This window comes from Haloimpatiens lingqiaonensis (genome assembly GCF_901447495.1).
GTDB classification, from domain to species: domain Bacteria; phylum Bacillota; class Clostridia; order Clostridiales; family Clostridiaceae; genus Haloimpatiens; species Haloimpatiens lingqiaonensis.
This window is the reverse complement of sequence record NZ_CABDWS010000017.1, coordinates 25,646-46,648: the sequence shown is the minus strand read 5'-3', so window position 1 is coordinate 46,648 and position 21,003 is coordinate 25,646. Positions and strand designations below refer to the sequence as shown.

Genomic DNA, 21,003 nt, shown 5'->3' with positions numbered 1-21,003 from the left:
GTATACCTTATTAATATAAGTAAGTAATTGTTTTAAATAACTTTTACTCATTTTATCAGCATCCTTTTTAAGTTGGTTTCTTGTCAAAACTATTATAAAAAGGATGCTTTTATTATGCAAATTTTTTCTCTAAAATTTCCAGCAAAAATCAGAATTTATGGTTTTTAACCTAACCCTCAATCATTCATTATAAATCAGCGGGCTCACGCCCCAAAAATTTTTAAGCGCTAAACTTCTGTTAAAATTTTCAAATTTCTTTTCATGTATCTAACTAAATATTTTATATAAACTTATTGAATTAACTATAATATATATAGCAATAGTAATTATAAATGGTACATCCATTATTTTTTCTTTATTTTCTTTAGTGGAACTCATCTCCTGCTTTGAATAAAAATCCTCGGTACAACCATCATTATTATTTTCATATATTTTTTCAATGCTTTGAGCACTTCCAAATTCATCATTATTGAATTCAACATTACAGCATTTAGTTTCATTAATATTATCAAGATTTTTTAAATCCATTCCATGACTTTCTGCTAATTTTGTCATAAGTATTTTTACTATTATAAAGGATATAATAGCCACTATACCTAAACCAAGTACAAAACCTATTTTCATAGCCACAGATCCATTAAGTATATCAGCTGATGACGAAACACTTTGTCCAGCTTCCATAGCCTTTTTAATAGCTCTATCTGCCATGATAATTTGAGTTCCATTAACTATAAAATGGCTTAGCATTGAAGAAAATATTGATCCTGTTATATGCACTAAATATGCAAATAAAATACCCATAACAAAAGTGTATAAGAACATTTGAATACTCATGTGTAAAATAGCAAACAATAATCCTGTTAATATGGCCGACTTTTTAAGTCCTATATGCTTATAATTAGATAAAACCACTCCTCTAACAGAAAATTCCTCTAAAACAGCTGGCATGACAGCTATAACAAAAAGTCTAATCCATATTGACACATCACCACTTCCAGAAAGCAATGCTGATACATTATTAGGAAGTATTAATGCCACCACTCCAGATAAAAAATTAAGCAGCGGCTGAATAAATATAGATATTAAAATTACAAATAATAAATCCTTTCCGCCTAAAAACTTTATCCTTAAAACATCTTTCGCTGATTCTCTGTTTACTATAAAGTATACTGTCAGTGGTATTGCTAAAAATACCAAATTAGCTATAAACATTAATGTATAATTGCTAAGTTTAAATACTTTGTTTAAAGGACCTGCTAAAATGGAAAAAACTATATTTAAAATTACCAAGCTCAGTATAAATAAGTTTCCTTTATGCACTCTATTTTCCACCATATTCACCCCATTATATCATATTTATTTAATTTTTTTATTTTTCATTATAATACATATTAGGTATTAATTCAAATTAGTATGATTTAGTATAAAAAAACTTTTTTAACACAAAATATTAATAACTCAACTTTCGCATATAAATTTTAAGTTCTACACTATACAAGGTAAGAAATAAGATATTAGGTTCTAGGTTCTAGGTAATAAGTAAGAAGTACTACTTACCTACAAATTTTATATTTTTATTTTATAACTGCGAAAGTTGGATTAATAAATATATAAAATATGTACTTATTGAAAGGAGAATTCTCATGAATTTATCTCAAAAGGAAAGAATGCTTTTACAAGATCAAAAATCTCATGAACAATTATGCATTGAAAAATACACAAATTATGCAAACATGGCTACAGATCCTCAATTAAAGCAGCTTTTTTCTAACCATGCATCTCAAGAACAGCAACACTTAAATACCATAAATCAAATGCTAAATGGTCAAGTACCTAACCTAAATCAACAAAGCAGTGGTAATGCTCAAAATTCTGCAAGTAGTCCTATGCAAAATAATACTACCTCTACAGCTAATGCAACTTCTGCAGCTGGAATGGGTAATGTTTCAGATGCTAAATTATGTGAAGACCTTCTAATGACAGAAAAATATGTCTCTAATACTTATGATACTACAATTTTTGAATTTAAAGATTCCCACGCTAGGGAAGTATTAAATCATATACAAAAGGAAGAACAAAAACACGGAGAAAATTTGTTTAACTATATGAATTCTAGAGGTCTATATAATGCTCAATAAATTTCACCCTGTATAGTTTTCAATTTTTAAAGGGGCTTCAGAACCAAACACCACAGCCCCTTTATTTCAATACTACCTACGTTATTTTTATTAAATTATTATTAATAAGTATTTTTATGTACGTAAGTAGCCTTTCCATTGCTGGTTCTGCACCTTTACCAAATTTTTCTTTTAGCGATTCACATATATCCTTAATATTACTTATACCATCACATTTTTCCCAAACAAAAGACCCCAATTCATCCAATTGAATATTTACTGATTTAGGAGTTCTAAATATTTTTTGCATAATCCTATCAATAAGCTTGTCTCTATTAATAATTAATATTATTGAATTCTCCCTCTTTTCCCACTGTATTTCAGGATTTTTATATGGAACCATTAGTATAGCATTTTTCTTTAATTTTTTATTTTTCAAAATTACACCTCCAAAATTATTGCATGCTTACTGAACTTTAACACATAATTTTGAAATTCACATTAAATTAATAAATGAAATACAAATACGGTTTTAATTTATAATTTTATAACTGCCAAAGTAAATTACTTACAAAAATTCATAATATAATTCCAATATTTAATTATTAAAGTAATTTGTACTATTTTTTTATATAACTAGATGCTAGGAATTTCTAGTACCCAGCATCTAGTATTTAATTAGGTACATGAAAATAAATAACAAGTTAAAGATGCTGGTATATTTTGTGTCAGACAAGGAAGCAGGTTCCGCCGCTAGTAGAACTATCGGTGGGTTCTGCTGACGCAGTATGACTCAAAATAGACTAGCATACTGACTTGTTATTTATTTGAATGTGCCTTAGGTTTCATTTATAAATAAAATCACTATTTAGAATTATTTACTACTTTTTTCTTTTTCCAAAATACTTGATACAATAGCGTTAGAGTAACTAATAAGAAGAAGATTATAGAAACCCATTGACCTAATATAGGCTCTTCAGGTCCAAAGCTACCCCTAACTGCAACTATAGCTGCTATTATAACGCCCATCAAGCCTTCACCAGCTATAAGTCCTGATGAATACAATACTCCTCTTTCTGACTTTTCTTTTAATGTTACTTCATCTTTAACTTTCTTATCTAATATACCTTTTATAGCTCCACCAACCATTATTGGAGTTGAAAGATGTATTGGTAAATATAATCCTATAGCTACTGGAAGTGATGGTATTCCAAATATCTCTATCATTATAGAAGATGCTATTCCAACAAACACCAAATTCCATGGTAAGCTTCCTTTCATTATACCCTCTATAACCATTTTCATTAAACTAGCTTGAGGTGCAGAAAGATCCTTAGAACCAAAGGTATACGCTTTATTAAGAGTAATCAATATAAATCCGATAAATGCTGCTGATGCTATTACTCCTATAAGCTCTCCTATTTGTTGTTTCTTTGGTGTTGATCCTACTAAATAACCAGTCTTTAAGTCTTGAGAAGTATCTCCAGCTATAGCTGAAGCAGTACATATTATTGCACCTACGCAAAGAGCTGCTACCATTCCTTTTGTATTAGACCATCCTGCAGCTTTCATTATAATTGCTGTGAATAATAATGTAGCTATGGTCATACCTGATACTGGATTAGATGAACTTCCTACAAGTCCTACTATTCTAGAAGATACAGTTACAAAGAAGAATCCAAATATAACTACAAGTATAGCTCCAAGCCATCCAACCTTTATTTGAGGAAGTGCTACCATTAAAACTATAGCTACTATTATAACTATTATTATAAACTTTGAACTTAATTCTTGATCTGTTCTTAAAACAGAAGCCTTTCCTTTATTCTTATATCCCTGAATAGCTTGCTTAAATGATGATACTATAGTTGGAAGTGACTTAATTAAGCTTATTATTCCTCCTGCTGCCACTGCTCCTGCACCTATATACTTAATGTAGCTTCCCCATATGCCCCAATAATCCATTGATGCAATAGCTTTAGTAGCTGGTGCTACTATATTGGCTCCTCCAAATAAAGCAATTAAAGGCATAAAACAGAACCATCCTAAAATAGCTCCTACTAGCATATAAGCTGAAATCTTAGGTCCTATTATAAATCCTACACCAAGTAATGCAGGATATACATCCATACCTATAGCGGCTCCATTTAAATTTCCTTTAAATCCATAACTAATTTCTGTTGGGAATAATTTTATTCCATCGCCTATAAACTTATATACTAGTCCTATCAATCCACCAGCAAATACTAGTTTTGCACTAGCTCCTCCCTCTTCACCAGCAACTAAAACCTCTGCACAAGCTGCTCCTTCTGGATAAGGAAGTTTTCCATGTTCTTGAACTATTAAATATCTTCTTATAGGAACCATAAATACAACTCCAAGTACACCACCAATTAAAGTTATAAGTCCCATATCTAAAGCACTTGGACTTTCTCCCCATAAAAACAAAGCTGGAAGTGTAAATATAGCCCCTGCAGCCAAAGATTCTCCTGCTGATGCTATAGTTTGAACCATATTGTTTTCAAGTATAGACTTTCTTCTCAATATGACTCTTACAATTGCCATAGAAATAACCGCTGCTGGAATTGAAGCAGATACCGTCATTCCCACTTTAAGTCCTAAATATGCATTTGCTGCACCAAATACAACGGAAAGAATAATACCTATAATTACAGAAAGCACAGTGAATTCGGGCATCACCTTATCACTTGGTACATAAGGAATATATTCTTGTCCTTCCTTTAAGCCGTATGCTCCATCGGGCAACCCCTTTTTACTCATATAAATCCTCCCTTTTATTTTTGCTTATACTCAAATATATTCAATTATATTTATAAAAATACCAAAAATAAGAAAATTGTGACGGAGGTGCATAGGAAAAATCTGCTTTTAATTCCGTGATAAATGTGAAATTTTGGACTGTGAACAATACGCCAAGAACTTCTAATATTTGTCCATTTAAAGCCCCTAAAGTTTTCAAACTCACTCGTGCCTCGTTCAGGCAATGAAAACTTCTTAACGGTTCTTTAAATGGACAAATAAAGAAGTTATAAGGCTAGTTCAATAGTCCTAAATTTCACATTTATCACTCCATTAAAAGCAGATTTTTCAGATCATGCGTATATCATCACGGGGAGAGAACAGCCTACTAAAGGATGATTTTCCGCCGCTTCGCTATGGAAAATCTTTAATTTATAAAAAAAAGCGCTCATAATATTTTTTAGGCGTAGCCTTTCGAAAAGTTATATGATACTTATCAAAATAAGATAATAGCTAAAATTGAATTCATTTTGCCGTGAGACATAGGGTTGTATAAATTTTAGTTTTAGTATTTTCGCTGGCTATCGCCAATAAAAGATTTAAGTTAAGCCAAAAATTGCGGCATTTCTGCCGCAATTTATGCTTTCTGTGGATTTTGTTTTAGGGTAAAAACTTGTTCATTCTTTCTCATTTGTATAGAAATCTTTCCTTCCTTGTATAACTTGTCCGTTACTATTCTAGAAAACTGTAATGGATTTTCCACTTGAACTCTCTTTCTGCTCCAAAATACAGACGTAGAAACTCCTTTTATTAAATTTTGTACATCATTTAAACTAGCATATTCATTTTTATTTAAATATTTAAGAACTTTTTCTGAACACTTTGTACAAAGCTTATTAGTAAGTCCTGCTGCTAGATTTCCTTCTTTTATGGTTCCTATGTACACCATAATCATTGTTATCACTATAACGCAAATAAAATATATAAAATACCTCATAGAAGCTCCCCCCATATTTTATAATTGTTAATTTAATATTATGCGGGAACATGTAAATTTATTATTGGTACTATATAAAAAAGCATATATATTGCTGAACATTCAACAATATATATGCTTCTAATTAAGATTTTCACTTTTTTAAATTTAGAGTTTTATTCTTAATTTCCCATTATCATCGTTCAATAACAATTACTGTAACACTCCACATTTATAAGCAAATAAAAAAATAAATTTAAGACTTTGTGCTTTAAAAATTAAAATTACTTAAGTATTACCTTTTTCTGCATTAAGCTAGCTTTAACATCTATAATTCTTTGATTTTTAGAACCAGCATACTTAGGCGCATCCTCTGTAAGATTTATATCAAATTTTCCATCTATCAATACATCAATTGATTTTAATAAATTTATTTTGTCTTCATCCTTACCTTCAAATATTTCTTCGAAAGTATATCCTGTATAACACCATATATTTAATTCTAATTCCTTAATGCTCCTTGCTAATTCTGTTAATGCTTTAGCCTTTTCAAAAGGTTCTCCCCCTGAAAAGGTAACACCTTTTATTATAGGCACATTATTCTTTATACGGCTTAATATCTCTTCTTTGCTTACATCTTCTCCATAATTAAAATCCTGCATAACTTCATTATGACATCCAACACACTTATGATTACAGCCAGATACAAATAAAACGCTTCTTATCCCTTCACCATTAACTAATGAATTATCTAAAAAACCTGCCACTCTAATATTCATATTATCAATCCTTTTCATAGAATTGTGGCAATAAAGCCACCCTTGCATGTCTCTATAGTAATTGAAATAGTCAAAGGAGATTTATCTTTAATTAGAAAAATCTCCTTAAGTTATATACATTCTATTTTTACTATATTAAATATTAATTATTAACTCAACTTTCACATATAAATTTTAAGTTCTAGACTATACAAGATAAGAAATAAGGAGTATTACTTACAAATTAATTATAAAAAACTCCTAGAGTTTTATCCTTAACTCTTACTTCTTACTTTTTACTTCTTAGCTAATCCGATTACTTAACTGCAAATTTTATATTTTTATTTTATAACTTCGAAAGTTGAATTATTAATGTTTTATACACTATACATTATAAAATGCTCTATGAGCTTCTGTATGAGAAGTTCTATCAGCTCTCTCAGCTACTTTACCACTGCCGAATCTTTCATCTAAACTTAGGTATCCTGTAACCCTTGATATACCTTGTATATTTAAGCTTCCACATTTAGTACATTTATGCTCACCGTTATTTAAATAAGTTCCACAATCTCTGCAGTATTTAATATGGAAATTTATACCCATATAGCTTATATTAGTATTCTTGTACGCATAATCTATGATGCTCTTAACATCTTCTGGTTGTGGATAATCATCTAGTTCTATGTAAGTTATATGTCCACCATTACATAGTTTATGATAAGGTGCTTCTATATCTATCTTTTCCTTTATGGATATAGGGAAATATACAGGTACATGGTAACTATTAGTATAATAATCCTTATCTGTAACCCCAGGTACTTCTCCGAATATAGCTTTATCTTGAAGTATAAACTTACCTGATAATCCTTCTGCTGGAGTTGCATAACAAGAATAATTTAACCTATCTATTTCTTTATACTTATCGCAAAATTCTCTTATGGTACTTATAATTTTTATACCTAATTCTTGAGCTTCATTACTTTCTCCGTGATGTTTTCCTATTAAAGCAGTTAATGTTTCAGTAAGACCTATAAATCCTATTCCCCAAGTTCCTTGTTTTAAAATAGGTTCTATAAAGTCGTTATCTCCTAAGTTTTCAGATCCTTTCATTAAGCGCTGTCCTGCCACAAATGGAAGGTCTTTAACTCTTAAAGTTTTAAGTACACCATATCTATGTAATAAAGCTTCCCTTGCCATCTCTAATCTTAAATTTAAAATATCAAAAAACTTATTCAAGTCCCCTTTTGCTAATATACCAATTCTAGGTAAATTCATTGTTACTGGTGCTATATTTCCTCTTCCTTGAGGTCCTTCTTCACCGTTTATGTTAGAACATACATAGGTTCTACAACCCATAGTTGCTGGCATTATTCCTCTATCATAATAAGCCTTATTAAAGTCAGCATCTATATTCATAAACATAGGATTCATTCTCTTAGCTGCAACCCTGCAAGCTAATTGATATAAATAGTAGTAAGGATCACTTTCTTCTCTATTTACCCCTGCTTTTACTCTGAATATTATATTAGGGAATATAGGTTGTTCTCCTTTTCCTAATCCATTTTCATATTCCTCTAAGAAAATTCTACATATAAGTGCTGCATCATCATTTTTAGGAATTCCAATATTAATAGATGAAAATGGTACCTGAGAACCAGCTCTAGAATGCATTGTATTCAAATTATAAACTATACCTTGCATAGCTTGATGAATTCTTTTTTCTAGTTTTTTATTAACTAATTCCTTAATACGAGGATTTTTATCTATATTCTCTTCTGTTACACCCTCATATTCCGGTACATCCCTAAGTACTGCTAATACTTCTTCTATAACTTCTTCTCTTGTGCTAGGTATAAAATCAGCCATATCATTATCAAAATTCACATGAGCCTGACCACCAAACATATCATTTTGAGTGCTTTGAAGAAGTATACATGAAAGTTCTGCAGCAGTTTCTATTCTTTTAGGTGGATTTATAGTACCGTATCCTGTGTTAAAACCTCTTTTTAACACTTTACCCGTTTCTATGTTTAGACAATTAGTAGTTAAATTATAACTATCTAAATCATGATAATATAAATCTCCATTCTCATGGGCTTTTGCTAATTTCTTAGGCATCATGGCTAAATTATGCCACTTATTAGATTCAGAAGCTATTCTTAAAAGCTTAGATGAAAAATTATTGCCAACATTAGCATTATCCCTATCTGTTTCCACTCCAATTTTCTCTATAGCTCTCATCAAATCAGACTTTATGTCTCTAATTTTTGTTCTCTCTCTTCTGTAGTTAAAATACGCTGCCCCAATGTCCTTATAACCTTGTGCTATTAAAGTATCTTCTACTAAATCTTGAATTTGTTCTACATTTACCTTTTGATCTTTTATCTGTTCTACCCTTTCTATACACTTTTGTGTAAGCTCTATTATTTCACTTTCTTTAAGTTTAGAACCTATTTCATCTGCAGCTCCTCTTATAGCTCCAGCTATCTTAGAAGCATTAAACTCAACGGTTCTCCCGTCTCTTTTAACAACATGTAGCATTATTTAACCCCTCCGACCACTATATATTGTACTGTGCTATTATACTGCACTTACACATTTATATCAATCTTAAAATTAACTTAAAATATATATAAAGTTAATTTAGAACTTCGTAGCTAATTTTTATACTGTTTCTTGTACCTATTTGGCAATTGAAAATATATAATAACACGTTACTTATTGATTTAAAAGGGATAAAGGCATGTTTTTTGAATAACTATTTAATTTAACACAAAAATAAATTGAACTTAACTATTAGAATTTCTCCATACTCCATAAATACCTTATAACTGATTAAAAATACTACGTAGTCATTTACCTTTAGTAACTACATGGGTTTTTTAACTAAAGTATTGCCATTAATGTAAATTAATTTTATAATTAAAGCATCAACAGGTTAGGAGGAAAATATTTTGAATAAAATAGCTTTGATAACTGATAGCATTTCTGATTTAAATAAAGAAATTGTTGATAATTATAATATAAAGGTTTTACCTTTAAAAATAATATACAAAGGAAAAGAATTTTTAGATAGAATAAATATAACTCCTAAAGATGTTTATGATAGAATGCCAGAAGAAGTCCCTACCACTTCACTACCATCTATGGATGAAATCAATAATCTGTATATAGATCTAGAAAAAGAGGACTACACTCATGCTATAGCAATACCTGTATCTTCAAATTTATCTGGTACATTTAATGCTATAAAATTAATAAGTGATGATCATCCAAAAATAAATACTCATGTATTTGATTCAAAACTCATAAGTATCGGTGAGGGAATTATTGTTGAACAATGTGCAAAACTTATATCTGGCGGCAATCCCTTTGATAAAATAATAGAACTTTTGCCTAGTATAAGGGATAAAGTGCACTTATACTATTTAGTAGACACCCTTGAATATTTGAAAAAGGGTGGGAGAATAGGAAAGGTTTCCGGTGCAATTGGGCAACTTCTTAATATTAAACCTATAATATCTCTTGATGAAGAAGGTACGTACTACACCGTTGCAAAAACTAGAGGAAAAAAACAAGCTATAAATAAGCTATTGTCCATAGTTCAAGAAATTGTAGAAAAATGCAAATGTAAAGTGTACGTTATGCATGGTGGAGCAGAAGAGGAATGTAAAAAATTATTTAATGTTGTTTCTAAATTTCCTAATATAACCTCCTTGTATACAGGAGAAATAAGTCCTGCCGCTGGTGTGCATACTGGACCTGGTTTATTGGGTATAGCTTTATTTGAAGAATAAAAAATGGTAAACTACATAAAATATCATTAAATATATTTAAGAAAGGTGATATTTTATGATTGGTAAAATAATAGATATGAACGAAACAGATGCCTTTATAAATTTTGAAGATGGTACCACTATGGATATTTCTGTTACCAGACTACCTAAAGACTCAAAAATAGGAGATAATGTTGATATTTCTATGGGCAGTTCCCTATCCTCATCTTCAACTTCAAACAAAGTAATTGATTTCTTTATATAATTTAAGTGACACTCTAAATCTTAATTTGTAGGAAGAAAAGGGAAGATATAAGTAAGATATAAAAAGTAAGAAGTAAGATTGACGGATAAAACTCCTGAGGGAGTTTTAAGAAAATATAAATTTAAGAAATTCCATAGGAATTTCAACATTATTTGATATTTTATATTTTATATTTTATATTTGATGTTTGATATTTAATATTTCTATATTTTCGCTAGCTATCGCCAATAAAAGATTTTTAAACCCTAAAAGAAAAGATATAACTGCTTTGTTTAATGAAACAGTTATATCTTTTCTTTCTATACCGTTATTCATATTCAATTAAAGATTTTCCATAACACAGTGGAGGAAAATCATCCTTTCCTAGCACCTAGTACCTGACACCCAGTACCTAATCTTTTCACTCTTACCTCTTACTTAATTCTTAATTCTACATTGTCCATTGTCAATTGTCCATTGTCAATTGTCCATTGTCACTTCCTACTTCCTCCACAAACTCCAATTTATCCAATTCCATAACCTTTCCTAAAATATTCTTACGAGAATTATTTATTTTAAATTCTCCTCCTAATCCTATCTCACAATCTTCCTTCATACAAATAGATGGAGTTTTAGATATCTTTAATACTTGTGTTGGATAAATACTCTTATGTCCTACTATTAAATAACCTATAACACATACTATGGAAGAATAAGTGCCAACCTCGGCTCCAAATAATTCCATACTCATTATTATACCTGCCAAAGGTGTATTGGAACATGTTGCTAAAAAACATACCATTCCCATAGCTGCATAAAAGGATGCATGTCCATGTATCAAAGCTGCCCAAGTACTACCTGCTGTAGCCCCTATATACGCCATAGGGGTTAGTATTCCACCATTTCCTCCAGAAGCTAAGGTTACAGATGAGGTAATCATTTTACCTATAAATGCAAACCTACCAACACTTTCTCCTGTTACAGCCTTATTTATTATTTCTTCTCCCATGCCAATGGAATCCGTGCTTCCACTTATAATTACAATTGCTATTAAAATTATTCCTCCTATGATACCTTTCACAGGTTTATATATCTTTAATTTCTTAAAAAATGCTTCAATTGAATTTACTATAATTATAAATATATTAGCTAGTATCCCAATGAACACTCCAAATGCTACCATTTTAATAAACATCATGCTTGGATTAGATCTTTTAAAATCAACTAAATATATTAAAAGTGGTTTAGTTCCTAAAAATCTTCCCACAGAATAGCTTACATAAGATGAAATTAAAGCTGGCAAAAGGGATAAATAAGAAAATCTACCTATATATAAAACCTCCGCAGCAAAAACTGCAGCACCTACAGGAGATCCAAATACTCCCACAAATCCCGCACTAATTCCACATATAACAAATCTCTTTCTATCTATATCATTCATATTTAAGAATCTGGAGAAAAATGATGCTATACCTGCTCCTATCTGAGTAGCCGGTCCTTCCTCACCTACAGAACCTCCAAATATTATAGTTAAAAATGTAGTGAATAATTTTACTGGCATAGCCTTTACATCCATCTTGCCAGCTCTTTTATGTATAGATTCTATAGCCTTTTCCGTACCATGTCCTTCTGCATCCGGAGCTAATTTTAAAACTATTAAGCTACATATGAAAAATATAACAGGTAATAGCAGATAATAATATTTAAATCCCTGTTGTACAATACCTTCTCCTGCTGCTACTATTTTTACAAAAATGCCAATGGCAAATCCCACAGTTAAACCTACAAATATAGATAACAAAATCCATTTTATAGTGCTTCCAATCATTATAGATTCTTCTACCATGTCTTTCTTAAGAAATTTCTTCATTTTATTCCCCCTTATCGCATTTATTTACTATTTTCATCATTAAATTCCCCTTTTTTATTATAAACCTCTTTTAACGTCATTTTAAATATTGTAAGAAAATTTTTTCAATATTTTTTTCAAATAAAAAAGAGCCCCATCCTCTGCAGCTCTTTTTTACATCTACTATTTTTTATTTATTTTTTTACCTCTTACCTCTTACTTAATTGTCCATTGTCAATTGTCAATTGTCAATTTTTACTTCCCATATTGCTCTAACATATTTTCTACTAATTCATCATAGTTTTTATTATCCCCTATGTATTCCTCCGCATTTCCACTTTCCATGTTTTCTACCAAATCTAAATCCACAGGCATCTCTGCAAGTAATGGTATATTTAAATACTTTGCATGTTCTTCCCCTGATTTTTTACTAAATATTCTTGTCTTTTCTCCGCATTTTCCACAAACTACATAAGCCATATTCTCAACTACACCTAAAAGATTTATGTTAAGTTTTTCAGCCATAGTTACAACTTTCTTAACTATCATAGATACCATGTTTTGTGGAGTGGATACTATTACCATTCCAGTTACAGGCATAGTTTGCATTACTGTTAATGCCACATCTCCTGTGCCTGGAGGCATATCTATTAAAAGGTAGTCTAATTCCTCCCACATAGTATCCCTGTACATTTGGTTTAGCACGCCAGTAATTACAGGTCCTCTCCATATAACCGGCTCATCCTCTTGTTCTGTTAACAAATTCAAAGAATTTACCTTTATACCTAACTTTGTAGTAACTGGCTCAAATTTAACCTCATTGCCATCCCCTGCAGGATACATAGCAGCTCTTTTATTATTTATTCCAAAAAATCTTGGCATAGATGGTCCTGTAATATCTGCATCCAAAACCCCTACTTTATAACCTTTTTTAGCAAGTTTTGTAGCAAGTATTCCTGTTACTGTAGATTTACCAACGCCGCCTTTTCCACTTATAACCCCTATAACGTTCTTTATTTTACCGTACTTAGGTAGCAACTTAGCTTCTTCACATTTATTTTTAGTATTGCAATTTCCTTTACTTGGACATGTATCACATGTACTCATACCTTCCGCCTCCTTTTCTTAGTACCACTAACCCCTCAAAATGCCTAATATACCAATTCCGTATATTTAAAATTATACCACCATAGGCACTAAACTTTCCAGTATCTATTTACTCCTACTTGAGCTTTTACACTAATAAAGTAAAATTTTTAAATTTAAAATCAAAAAATTCCTTAGGAATTTTAACCTTCATTCTATATTTTACATTCTAAATTTTACATTTCAAATTAAAATAATTACTCATATCTAAGTGCGTCTATAGGATTTAATTTAGCAGCTTTTTTTGCTGGATATATTCCAAAGAAAATCCCAACAGCTGAAGAGAATAATATGGTGCCCAATATTACTTTTAAAGAAATATTAGGAGAAATTTTCGCTGCCATACCTATTAATTCTGCTCCACCGATTCCCACTAGCATTCCTATTATTCCACCTATAAGGGATATTATCACAGATTCTGTTAAAAACTGCATTAATATGTCCTTAGTGGTAGCTCCTATTGCCTTTCTTATACCAATTTCCCTTGTTCTTTCCGTAACTGAAACAAGCATTATATTCATAACTCCTATACCGCCAACTAATAAAGATATAGCAGCTACAGCTCCTATAAATGCTGTAAATATACCTAAAACCTTATTTACCTGTTCTAATTGCTTTAATACATTTTCTGCATTGTATACATTTTTGCTTCTATTGCCATGTCTACTATATAATATGTTCATGGCAGCATTTCCAGCGTATTCACTTGTCTCTTTTGAGTTTGCCATTATAAATAAACTATCTATATAAAAATCATTAGGATAAATAGTTTGAATAAAAGTTATTGGAGTATATATAAATAATGTCATTTCTTCTTCCTGTTCTTCACCCACAAATGGGCTTTCAAAGCCTTTTATTACACCTACTATTTTAGCTTTTTTCATAGAAGTTTTTTCTCCTACCTTTATGCTTTTCCCAACTACATCTTCATATCCAAACAGTGATCTTGCAGACATTTTATCTATAACTACCACCGGTTCCCCCTGAACATACTCTCTTTCATTAAAAAACCTTCCGTACAAAACCTCTACATTTTGAACATATGCTAAATCAGTATTTCCACCAGTAAGAATAGCAAATCTATTCTTTTTATCCGAAGCAGCCTTTCCTCTCTTTTGTATCACTGGGGTTACATATTTTATTGAGTCAACCCTATCCTTTAATACTTTTACATCTTTTAATTGTATATAATCATTTCTATCCGCCTTAGAACTATCCACTTTAATATTTACTATAGAGGCCCCTATCTTTTCAAATTCTCCCGTTATGCTCTCTCTAGCTCCATCTCCTAGGGAAATAATAGTTATTACAGAACTTATGCCTATTATTATCCCCAGCATTGTAAGAAAGGATCTTAACTTATTAGCTTTTATACTTTCTATAGCCATTTTTAAGTTTTCATATAAATTAAAATTCACCAGAAATACCTCCTTTCTCTACCCGAATTTATTTACAAAATTATCCTATTTCCCACCATTTTATCTAAAACTATCTCTCCATCCTTAAATTTAACAATTCTTTTGGTATATCTAGCAATATCCTCCTCATGGGTAACCATAACCACTGTGGCTCCCTCTTCATTTAGATTTTGAAATATCTTCATTATTTCAACAGAGGACTTAGTATCTAAGTTACCTGTAGGTTCATCTGCCATTATTACTTTAGGATTATTTACTATGGCCCTTGCTATAGCTACTCTTTGCTTTTGTCCTCCAGATATTTCATTAGACTTGTGTTTAATTCTATCTCCTAATCCTACCTTTTCCAATGCCTCTACAGCTTTTTTTCTTCGTTCCTTAAGTGGTACACCTGCATATATCATGGGAAGCTCCACATTTTCCAATAATGTCATTCTAGGTAGCAAATTAAAAGCCTGAAACACAAATCCTATATCTTTATTTCTTATATGGGCTAAATCATCATCTTTTAAATTTGATATATCGTTTCCATTTAATATATACTCACCTTTATATTGATTATCTAAGCATCCAAGTATATTCATAAAAGTAGACTTTCCAGAGCCAGATGGACCCATTATAGAAGTAAATTCACCCTTTTCTATTGTTAAATTTATACCTTTTAATGCTGTAAAATCCAATTCACCTGTAACATATGTTTTTACTATATTTCTTACCTCTAACATATTTCCCCTCCTAAACTTCCTCTACCAAAACACCATTTTTAATAGATTCATTAGGATTTAATATAACTTTTTCCCCATTGCTTAATCCACTTAAAACTTCTGTTTCTGTATCAGATTGAATACCTACCTTTACTTTTATTTCTTCCGCCTTGCCATCCTTTACTATATATACAAAGCTAGTTCCCTTTTTATCAAATTTTATAGCTTCTGTAGGTACCTTTAAAGTTTTTTCTGTTTTTTCTACTAATATATCTACATCCACATCAAATCCTATTTTTAAATCACTACCTTTATCTAAAATATCTAAATAAACCCCAAGAGAATTTTCTCTTCCGGCAGCAGATATTTCCTCCTTTGCCACTGGATCCATAGATGATATTTTTCCCTTATACTTATTTCCTCCACTTATTACTATAGCCTCTTGACCTACCTTTACCCTTAAAGAATCATATTTATTTAAAGACATAACTACTTCTAGATCACTAATATCTTGTACCACTACCACTGGCTGAGCTCCGCTATCCATAGCTCCCTCTTTTGCATTTAAGGCCGTAACTATACCATCTTTTTCACATACTATGCTACTTTTACTTTTGTTTTCATTCTCTTTTGCATTATTTAAAGCTATCTTAGCCAATTCTACTGCATTATCCGCTTGTTTCATTTTTTCATCTGAAATATCTTGAAGTTTACTTTTGGTAATCTTCAATTCTTCAATAGCTTGTAAATCTTGTGGTTTTGTACTTCCTTGAAGGTTGGATATTTTATCATCAATATCTGCTTTATTATTTTTTATACTATCCCTTTGTGATATTAACTCTTTTCTTTGAAGAACTGCATTATCATATTGAATTTCTGCCTGTCTTACGGCTAAATTTAAATTAGGCACATCATATTTTATAAGTACTTGGCCCTTCTTAACCTGTTGCCCTACTTTAACATTAACTGCCTTAACCTTTCCCTGAGTACCAAAGTACTCCTTTATACTTTTAGATCTTATTTTTCCACTGGTAGATAAATAAGCTTCCAAATTTCCTGTAGTTGCCTTTACTGTTTTAACCTTGTTATGCTTGTTTCTGTTCTTATTAGCCATTCCCATATAAATGAAAATACCTATAATTACAACAGGTATAAGCCATAAAATAACTTTCTTTTTCTTAGCCATATTATTCCCTCCATAAAATCTCATTATAATCATTTGAGCATAAACAGAACTCTTAGCTTCAGATGGAGTTTTTACTCCAACTGAAGGTTAGAGATCGTTATCCAGGGACGTAGCTGCCGTTATCTCCCACTTTGTTAGAAGTGGGAGTGTTACGGCAGGTAGTCATCGGATAAAATAATTGTAATATTAAATTATATACCAGTCAACTTACACACCTATTTCTAAAGCTCTCTACATATAGAAAAAACCAGATTTGCATCTGGTTTAAAATTCTTTATCATCTATAACAGGCGCTTTATCTTGGAAAATTCTTATTTCCCAGTCTCCTTTATCATATACATTCCATATATAGTATTTTTTATTTTGATTTTTAGTATTATCCTCAAATTGTACTATTCCCTTGTATAAGAAGGACTTATAGCCTTCTGTACTTATCTTCATAACTATATCATATTTCTTATTTTCATCTTCTACTATTTCTGCATTTATTTTTTTACTTTTTATATCTTCTTTAAATTGTTCTATATCTGAAGATAATAAAAACTTTCTAGCTTCCACATCATCATTTAATTCTATTCCAATAGTTGAATTAGGACTATAGGTATCACTATATTTTTTCAGTGTTTGAATTAATGATCCATAATATACTTTAGAAAATTTCTCTGGAACTCTTATGTTCCAAAAATTCTTTATTATATCATTATCAAGTCTTCCTGAAACTATGTATACATTATTATCCTCATCATATAAATTTCCGCCACTGCTTTTTCTATCTATACCAACTATATATTTAAATTGATGCACACTTTCATCATTTTCATACATTTCAAATATATAATCTGGCTTTAATGTAGTTTTGGTATTTACTTTCTTAGCTGAAGATAAAATATCATACATGCCACTTATGGCTTTTTTATCCTCTACTATAAATCTAAAACCTTTATCTCTAGTACTTTGAATTACTATTTTATTGATTCTTCCATCCTTAATATACTGAAAATCTTCATTCATAAGCCCCATTTTAACTTTTAATTTATCTATTTTATTACACCCAGTGAACGCAAAAGGCAATGTTAGCACTATAATGGTTGCAATGACTTTTCTCCACTTTTTTAACAATTTTAGTTCCTCCTAGTACTAAATTTCTTCCTTTTTTCTTTTTAAAATCTTATCTATATTAAACACCAAAATCGCAACTATAACCATAATTATGCTAATAAATTGTGAAGTTGAAAGTATTCCTACATTTCCTCTTGGGTCATCTCTTAAAAACTCCACTAAAAATCTTCCTATGCCATATAATATAAAATACATAGCAAAAACTCTTCCCTCTTTTTTATTTTTCTTGTCATACCACAATAAAAAAATACAAAGAGCAAAATCAAAAATTGAAGAATATATTTGAGTTGGATGTACATGTATTCCTGCTGGTGCAAAATCAGAATTCATAAACTCCACACCCAAACAACTATCTGTGGCTCTTCCATAGCAGCATCCTGCTAAAAAACATCCTATTCTTCCAAAACCTTGAGCCAATGGTATTGTTGGTATTACTAAATCGAATACATCTAATATTCTCCATTTATTTTTTTTGCAATAAATATATACCCCTAGAGTTCCCCCTAATATGGCACCATATATAACAAAACCATATTGTAAATCTTTAAGTATGGATATATCCTTTATAATGTTCTTAAATTCAGTAATTACAAATAATAGCTTTCCACCTAATACACCAGATATTATTGCTATAATAGTCATGTTGCTTATCTTGTCCTCATTATACTCTCTTTTTTTCACCCTGTAATTCAATAGTATAATTGCCGCTAATATTCCTATAGCTATCATAGTTCCATAGCCATATACTTTTATACCAAACACTTCAAATAATATAGGTCTCATGATGCCATCCTCCTATTAAATAAATAAAGAGAAGTTAAACTTCTCTTTTCCATTATATAAATTATAATACTTTACTAAAATTTAATCAAATGTTTTATTCATACCTGTATTTTCTAAAGTGCTTACTATTGTTCTAAATACAGAAAGCATGCTATCTTTAAATTTATCATTATTCACAAAGAAAGAAAACCTAACAAATCCACCTTTTCTAGGAATAAAATACTCAAAGGACCTATATATATTCTTTTCTTTATCCTGTATTAGATATGTTACTTCATATGCTTTATTTCCGCCTAAATCTATGCTTTGTATCTTGTAGTCTTTAATAATGTTTTGTTTTAAAGATACTTCTTTACTATTTTCTAAAAACTTTTCTAAACTAATATTTATATTCCAAACCTGAACTAATCCCTTTATAACATTATCTTGTGAAATAAATTCATTATGATATATTATTTCCTCACCAGGAAATTCTCTTAGTCTTGTATGCCAATTTTCTGGGAGTTTATAAAGGTACGTATTAAGCATATGGTATTCCTTTAAAGATTTTATATCATTATGAATTAATGCCGTAAGCTTAAGTCTCCCATATAAATTCTTTTGAAAAACCACTAGAATAAATATAAGTCCTATTAAAATTAAAGATATTCCAACCCTTTTTCTATTTATTTTTATGACCTTAATCATAAACTTCCCCCTGCATATATTCCTGTAATAGTACTATATGCATAGATGATTTTATATATTACTTGTTTTTCTTTACAGGTATCAATATGTTATAATTTTTAAAGTCATAAAACATTATCCAATATCCTTGATTTTCATCTAAATTATAACTCTTCATCCATGTAACAAAGCCTGTTTTCCCTTTAAATGGCTGACAATTTGGAGATTTGCTTCCCGGTATAGCATACATTATATATTTAATTTTACAATTCTCATCATACTTGTATCCAACTAAATAATGTTTATAATCTTTTATATAAGAATAGTAATTTATCATAGGATAATACATAATCACATATTTATCATAATCTGACATATCACACATATGCTCTATATCTTCTGCAGGTATTTTATACCACACACTTTTATGGATTTTAGGGAAGATATCACAGTATTTTTCAAATCCATTACCTAAATCCTCAAAGAAATTTTCCATGGATTTCATAGGATATTGATTTTTTTCTATACAATCACACTTATTATCCCTAATATCTTGATTTTTTTGTGTGATTTTTTGGCTATTTTTCTTACCATTTTCGTTTATCTCTTCTATATTTTCTACATGGTGTTGATTTTCACTAATATCATTTATTTCATCTTCTATATCTTTATTCCTCTCTTTATTAATATCTATATTTTCATTGTTTATTTCCAATTGCTCATTTTGATTATTTTCATTAATCTGTACTTTATTTTCTATTTCTTCATATTCTTTTCTGTCTTCATTTTCAACTGCCTTTTTATTTTCCCCTGTACATTCCTTTTTAGCTTCTTCAGTTTTTTCTCTATTATCTTTTTCGTTGAAATTCTTATTTTCTGGTGCCTTGGTGTATTTTGCCTTTGACTTTTCACTAGCCTTTAATTCTTTGTGGTTATCCTCTATTGTTTCCTTACTTCTCTCTATTTCCGCTTCATAGCTATCAAATATGTTACCTAACTCCCTATTATCATTTATATTTATCATATTGTAGGTTTTCCAATCCTTAGGTATATCCGTAGTAATAAATCCACTCATTAAGGATATGACATTATTGTCCATTATTCTAGCTATAGCTGCACCTATTATCTTATCTACTGATGTATTGCTTCCACCTATGTTTTCTTCATCGTACTCATAACTTACATCAGCTCTACCCTGCTCATCTAACCTCATATTACCTATATTTATTAAGCTTTTGCACCCCTTCTTACCACATATAAGTAACATAGAATACTTATCATCAGGCTTTAAATTTTGAACATAATAGGATATTTTGCACTTTGAGTTTTTTGTCTCTATTTTAGCGTATCCTGTAGGAGCCTTACCTGAAGATAATCCAAATCCTCTTTCATCTTCTTGAAGTATAATAAAATATCTACTATAACTTTTTTTAGAAGCCAAAACTAGTCCCTCCATTAATATTATTCATTATAATATATGTGAGACTTTTGTAAAAGTGAA

The 21,003-nt window shown here is 30.2% G+C and carries 19 protein-coding genes; 3 read left to right on the top strand and 16 right to left on the bottom strand.

What is annotated here, in order from left to right; all coding sequences use genetic code 11:
- Positions 1-267: 267 nt before the first annotated feature.
- Positions 268-1,335: a CPBP family intramembrane glutamic endopeptidase gene (locus FGK85_RS05190; RefSeq protein WP_138204395.1), complete on the bottom strand. Its 1,068-nt coding sequence runs from the start codon at positions 1,333-1,335 to the stop codon at positions 268-270.
- A 308-nt stretch (positions 1,336-1,643) separates the two neighbouring features.
- Between FGK85_RS05190 and FGK85_RS05185 the strand changes: the two genes are divergently transcribed.
- The gene (locus FGK85_RS05185) at positions 1,644-2,138 is read left to right on the top strand and encodes a spore coat protein (RefSeq protein WP_138204393.1); all 495 of its coding nucleotides are present in this window, start codon (positions 1,644-1,646) and stop codon (positions 2,136-2,138) included.
- A gap of 76 nt (positions 2,139-2,214) precedes the next feature.
- On the opposite strand, the gene FGK85_RS05180 is transcribed toward FGK85_RS05185, so the two are convergent.
- The 5 genes from FGK85_RS05180 to FGK85_RS05160 all read right to left on the bottom strand — a co-directional run bounded on the left by FGK85_RS05180 (position 2,215) and on the right by FGK85_RS05160 (position 9,152).
- Positions 2,215-2,556 carry a PqqD family protein gene (locus FGK85_RS05180; protein WP_138204391.1) on the bottom strand — a complete coding sequence of 114 codons (342 nt, stop codon included), beginning with the start codon at positions 2,554-2,556 and terminating at the stop codon, positions 2,215-2,217.
- 425 nt (positions 2,557-2,981) lie between these two features.
- Positions 2,982-4,898, bottom strand: a complete 1,917-nt coding sequence (locus FGK85_RS05175; RefSeq protein WP_138204389.1) for an OPT family oligopeptide transporter — start codon at positions 4,896-4,898, stop codon at positions 2,982-2,984.
- A 616-nt stretch (positions 4,899-5,514) separates the two neighbouring features.
- A complete protein-coding gene (locus tag FGK85_RS05170) occupies positions 5,515-5,874 on the bottom strand; it encodes a hypothetical protein (RefSeq protein ID WP_138204387.1) in 360 nt (119 codons plus the stop codon).
- A gap of 263 nt (positions 5,875-6,137) precedes the next feature.
- Positions 6,138-6,632, bottom strand: coding sequence for an anaerobic ribonucleoside-triphosphate reductase activating protein (gene nrdG, locus FGK85_RS05165; RefSeq protein WP_138204403.1), 495 nt, complete (start codon positions 6,630-6,632; stop codon positions 6,138-6,140).
- A 363-nt stretch (positions 6,633-6,995) separates the two neighbouring features.
- Complete coding sequence (locus tag FGK85_RS05160) at positions 6,996-9,152, bottom strand: anaerobic ribonucleoside triphosphate reductase (protein ID WP_138204385.1); 2,157 nt, start codon at positions 9,150-9,152, stop codon at positions 6,996-6,998.
- Positions 9,153-9,565: 413 nt separating this feature from the next.
- Here FGK85_RS05160 and FGK85_RS05155 point away from each other — a divergent pair, with 413 nt between their 5' ends.
- Together FGK85_RS05155 and FGK85_RS05150 are read left to right on the top strand one after the other, a co-directional pair.
- Positions 9,566-10,408 carry a DegV family protein gene (locus FGK85_RS05155; protein WP_138204383.1) on the top strand — a complete coding sequence of 281 codons (843 nt, stop codon included), beginning with the start codon at positions 9,566-9,568 and terminating at the stop codon, positions 10,406-10,408.
- A gap of 55 nt (positions 10,409-10,463) precedes the next feature.
- Positions 10,464-10,652 carry a hypothetical protein gene (locus FGK85_RS05150; protein WP_138204381.1) on the top strand — a complete coding sequence of 63 codons (189 nt, stop codon included), beginning with the start codon at positions 10,464-10,466 and terminating at the stop codon, positions 10,650-10,652.
- Positions 10,653-10,826: 174 nt separating this feature from the next.
- On the opposite strand, the gene FGK85_RS15280 is transcribed toward FGK85_RS05150, so the two are convergent.
- The 10 genes from FGK85_RS15280 to FGK85_RS05105 form a co-directional block, all read right to left on the bottom strand.
- The gene (locus tag FGK85_RS15280) at positions 10,827-10,973 is read right to left on the bottom strand and encodes a hypothetical protein (protein ID WP_171011333.1); all 147 of its coding nucleotides are present in this window, start codon (positions 10,971-10,973) and stop codon (positions 10,827-10,829) included.
- Positions 10,974-11,097: 124 nt separating this feature from the next.
- Positions 11,098-12,501: a chloride channel protein gene (locus FGK85_RS05145; RefSeq protein ID WP_138204379.1), complete on the bottom strand. Its 1,404-nt coding sequence runs from the start codon at positions 12,499-12,501 to the stop codon at positions 11,098-11,100.
- Between the two features lie 234 nt (positions 12,502-12,735).
- Positions 12,736-13,587, bottom strand: a complete 852-nt coding sequence (locus tag FGK85_RS05140) for an Mrp/NBP35 family ATP-binding protein (RefSeq protein ID WP_138204377.1) — start codon at positions 13,585-13,587, stop codon at positions 12,736-12,738.
- A 236-nt stretch (positions 13,588-13,823) separates the two neighbouring features.
- On the bottom strand, positions 13,824-15,014 hold the full coding sequence (locus FGK85_RS05135; RefSeq protein WP_138204401.1) for an ABC transporter permease: 1,191 nt from the start codon (positions 15,012-15,014) through the stop codon (positions 13,824-13,826).
- 62 nt (positions 15,015-15,076) lie between these two features.
- Positions 15,077-15,769 carry an ABC transporter ATP-binding protein gene (locus FGK85_RS05130; RefSeq protein WP_138204375.1) on the bottom strand — a complete coding sequence of 231 codons (693 nt, stop codon included), beginning with the start codon at positions 15,767-15,769 and terminating at the stop codon, positions 15,077-15,079.
- Between the two features lie 10 nt (positions 15,770-15,779).
- The gene (locus FGK85_RS05125) at positions 15,780-16,934 is read right to left on the bottom strand and encodes an efflux RND transporter periplasmic adaptor subunit (RefSeq protein WP_171011332.1); all 1,155 of its coding nucleotides are present in this window, start codon (positions 16,932-16,934) and stop codon (positions 15,780-15,782) included.
- 264 nt (positions 16,935-17,198) lie between these two features.
- On the bottom strand, positions 17,199-18,053 hold the full coding sequence (locus FGK85_RS05120) for a YhfM domain-containing protein (protein ID WP_243122807.1): 855 nt from the start codon (positions 18,051-18,053) through the stop codon (positions 17,199-17,201).
- 18 nt (positions 18,054-18,071) lie between these two features.
- Positions 18,072-18,836, bottom strand: a complete 765-nt coding sequence (locus FGK85_RS05115) for a prolipoprotein diacylglyceryl transferase (RefSeq protein WP_138204370.1) — start codon at positions 18,834-18,836, stop codon at positions 18,072-18,074.
- Positions 18,837-18,917: 81 nt separating this feature from the next.
- On the bottom strand, positions 18,918-19,523 hold the full coding sequence (locus tag FGK85_RS05110; RefSeq protein ID WP_138204368.1) for a hypothetical protein: 606 nt from the start codon (positions 19,521-19,523) through the stop codon (positions 18,918-18,920).
- A 58-nt stretch (positions 19,524-19,581) separates the two neighbouring features.
- Positions 19,582-20,943: a hypothetical protein gene (locus FGK85_RS05105; RefSeq protein ID WP_138204366.1), complete on the bottom strand. Its 1,362-nt coding sequence runs from the start codon at positions 20,941-20,943 to the stop codon at positions 19,582-19,584.
- Between the last annotated feature and the right edge of the window lie 60 nt (positions 20,944-21,003).

Coding starts and splice junctions, on each gene's coding strand:
- FGK85_RS05160 (WP_138204385.1), bottom strand. CDS start 9,152: ATGCTACATGTTGTTAAAAGAGACGGGAGAACCGTTGAGTTTAATGCT.
- FGK85_RS05110 (WP_138204368.1), bottom strand. CDS start 19,523: ATGATTAAGGTCATAAAAATAAATAGAAAAAGGGTTGGAATATCTTTA.
- FGK85_RS05115 (WP_138204370.1), bottom strand. CDS start 18,836: ATGAGACCTATATTATTTGAAGTGTTTGGTATAAAAGTATATGGCTAT.
- FGK85_RS05135 (WP_138204401.1), bottom strand. CDS start 15,014: ATGGCTATAGAAAGTATAAAAGCTAATAAGTTAAGATCCTTTCTTACA.
- FGK85_RS05150 (WP_138204381.1), top strand. CDS start 10,464: ATGATTGGTAAAATAATAGATATGAACGAAACAGATGCCTTTATAAAT.
- FGK85_RS05190 (WP_138204395.1), bottom strand. CDS start 1,335: ATGGTGGAAAATAGAGTGCATAAAGGAAACTTATTTATACTGAGCTTG.
- FGK85_RS05145 (WP_138204379.1), bottom strand. CDS start 12,501: ATGAAGAAATTTCTTAAGAAAGACATGGTAGAAGAATCTATAATGATT.
- FGK85_RS05140 (WP_138204377.1), bottom strand. CDS start 13,587: ATGAGTACATGTGATACATGTCCAAGTAAAGGAAATTGCAATACTAAA.
- FGK85_RS05125 (WP_171011332.1), bottom strand. CDS start 16,934: ATGGCTAAGAAAAAGAAAGTTATTTTATGGCTTATACCTGTTGTAATT.
- nrdG (WP_138204403.1), bottom strand. CDS start 6,632: ATGAATATTAGAGTGGCAGGTTTTTTAGATAATTCATTAGTTAATGGT.
- FGK85_RS05170 (WP_138204387.1), bottom strand. CDS start 5,874: ATGAGGTATTTTATATATTTTATTTGCGTTATAGTGATAACAATGATT.
- FGK85_RS05130 (WP_138204375.1), bottom strand. CDS start 15,769: ATGTTAGAGGTAAGAAATATAGTAAAAACATATGTTACAGGTGAATTG.
- FGK85_RS05185 (WP_138204393.1), top strand. CDS start 1,644: ATGAATTTATCTCAAAAGGAAAGAATGCTTTTACAAGATCAAAAATCT.
- FGK85_RS05175 (WP_138204389.1), bottom strand. CDS start 4,898: ATGAGTAAAAAGGGGTTGCCCGATGGAGCATACGGCTTAAAGGAAGGA.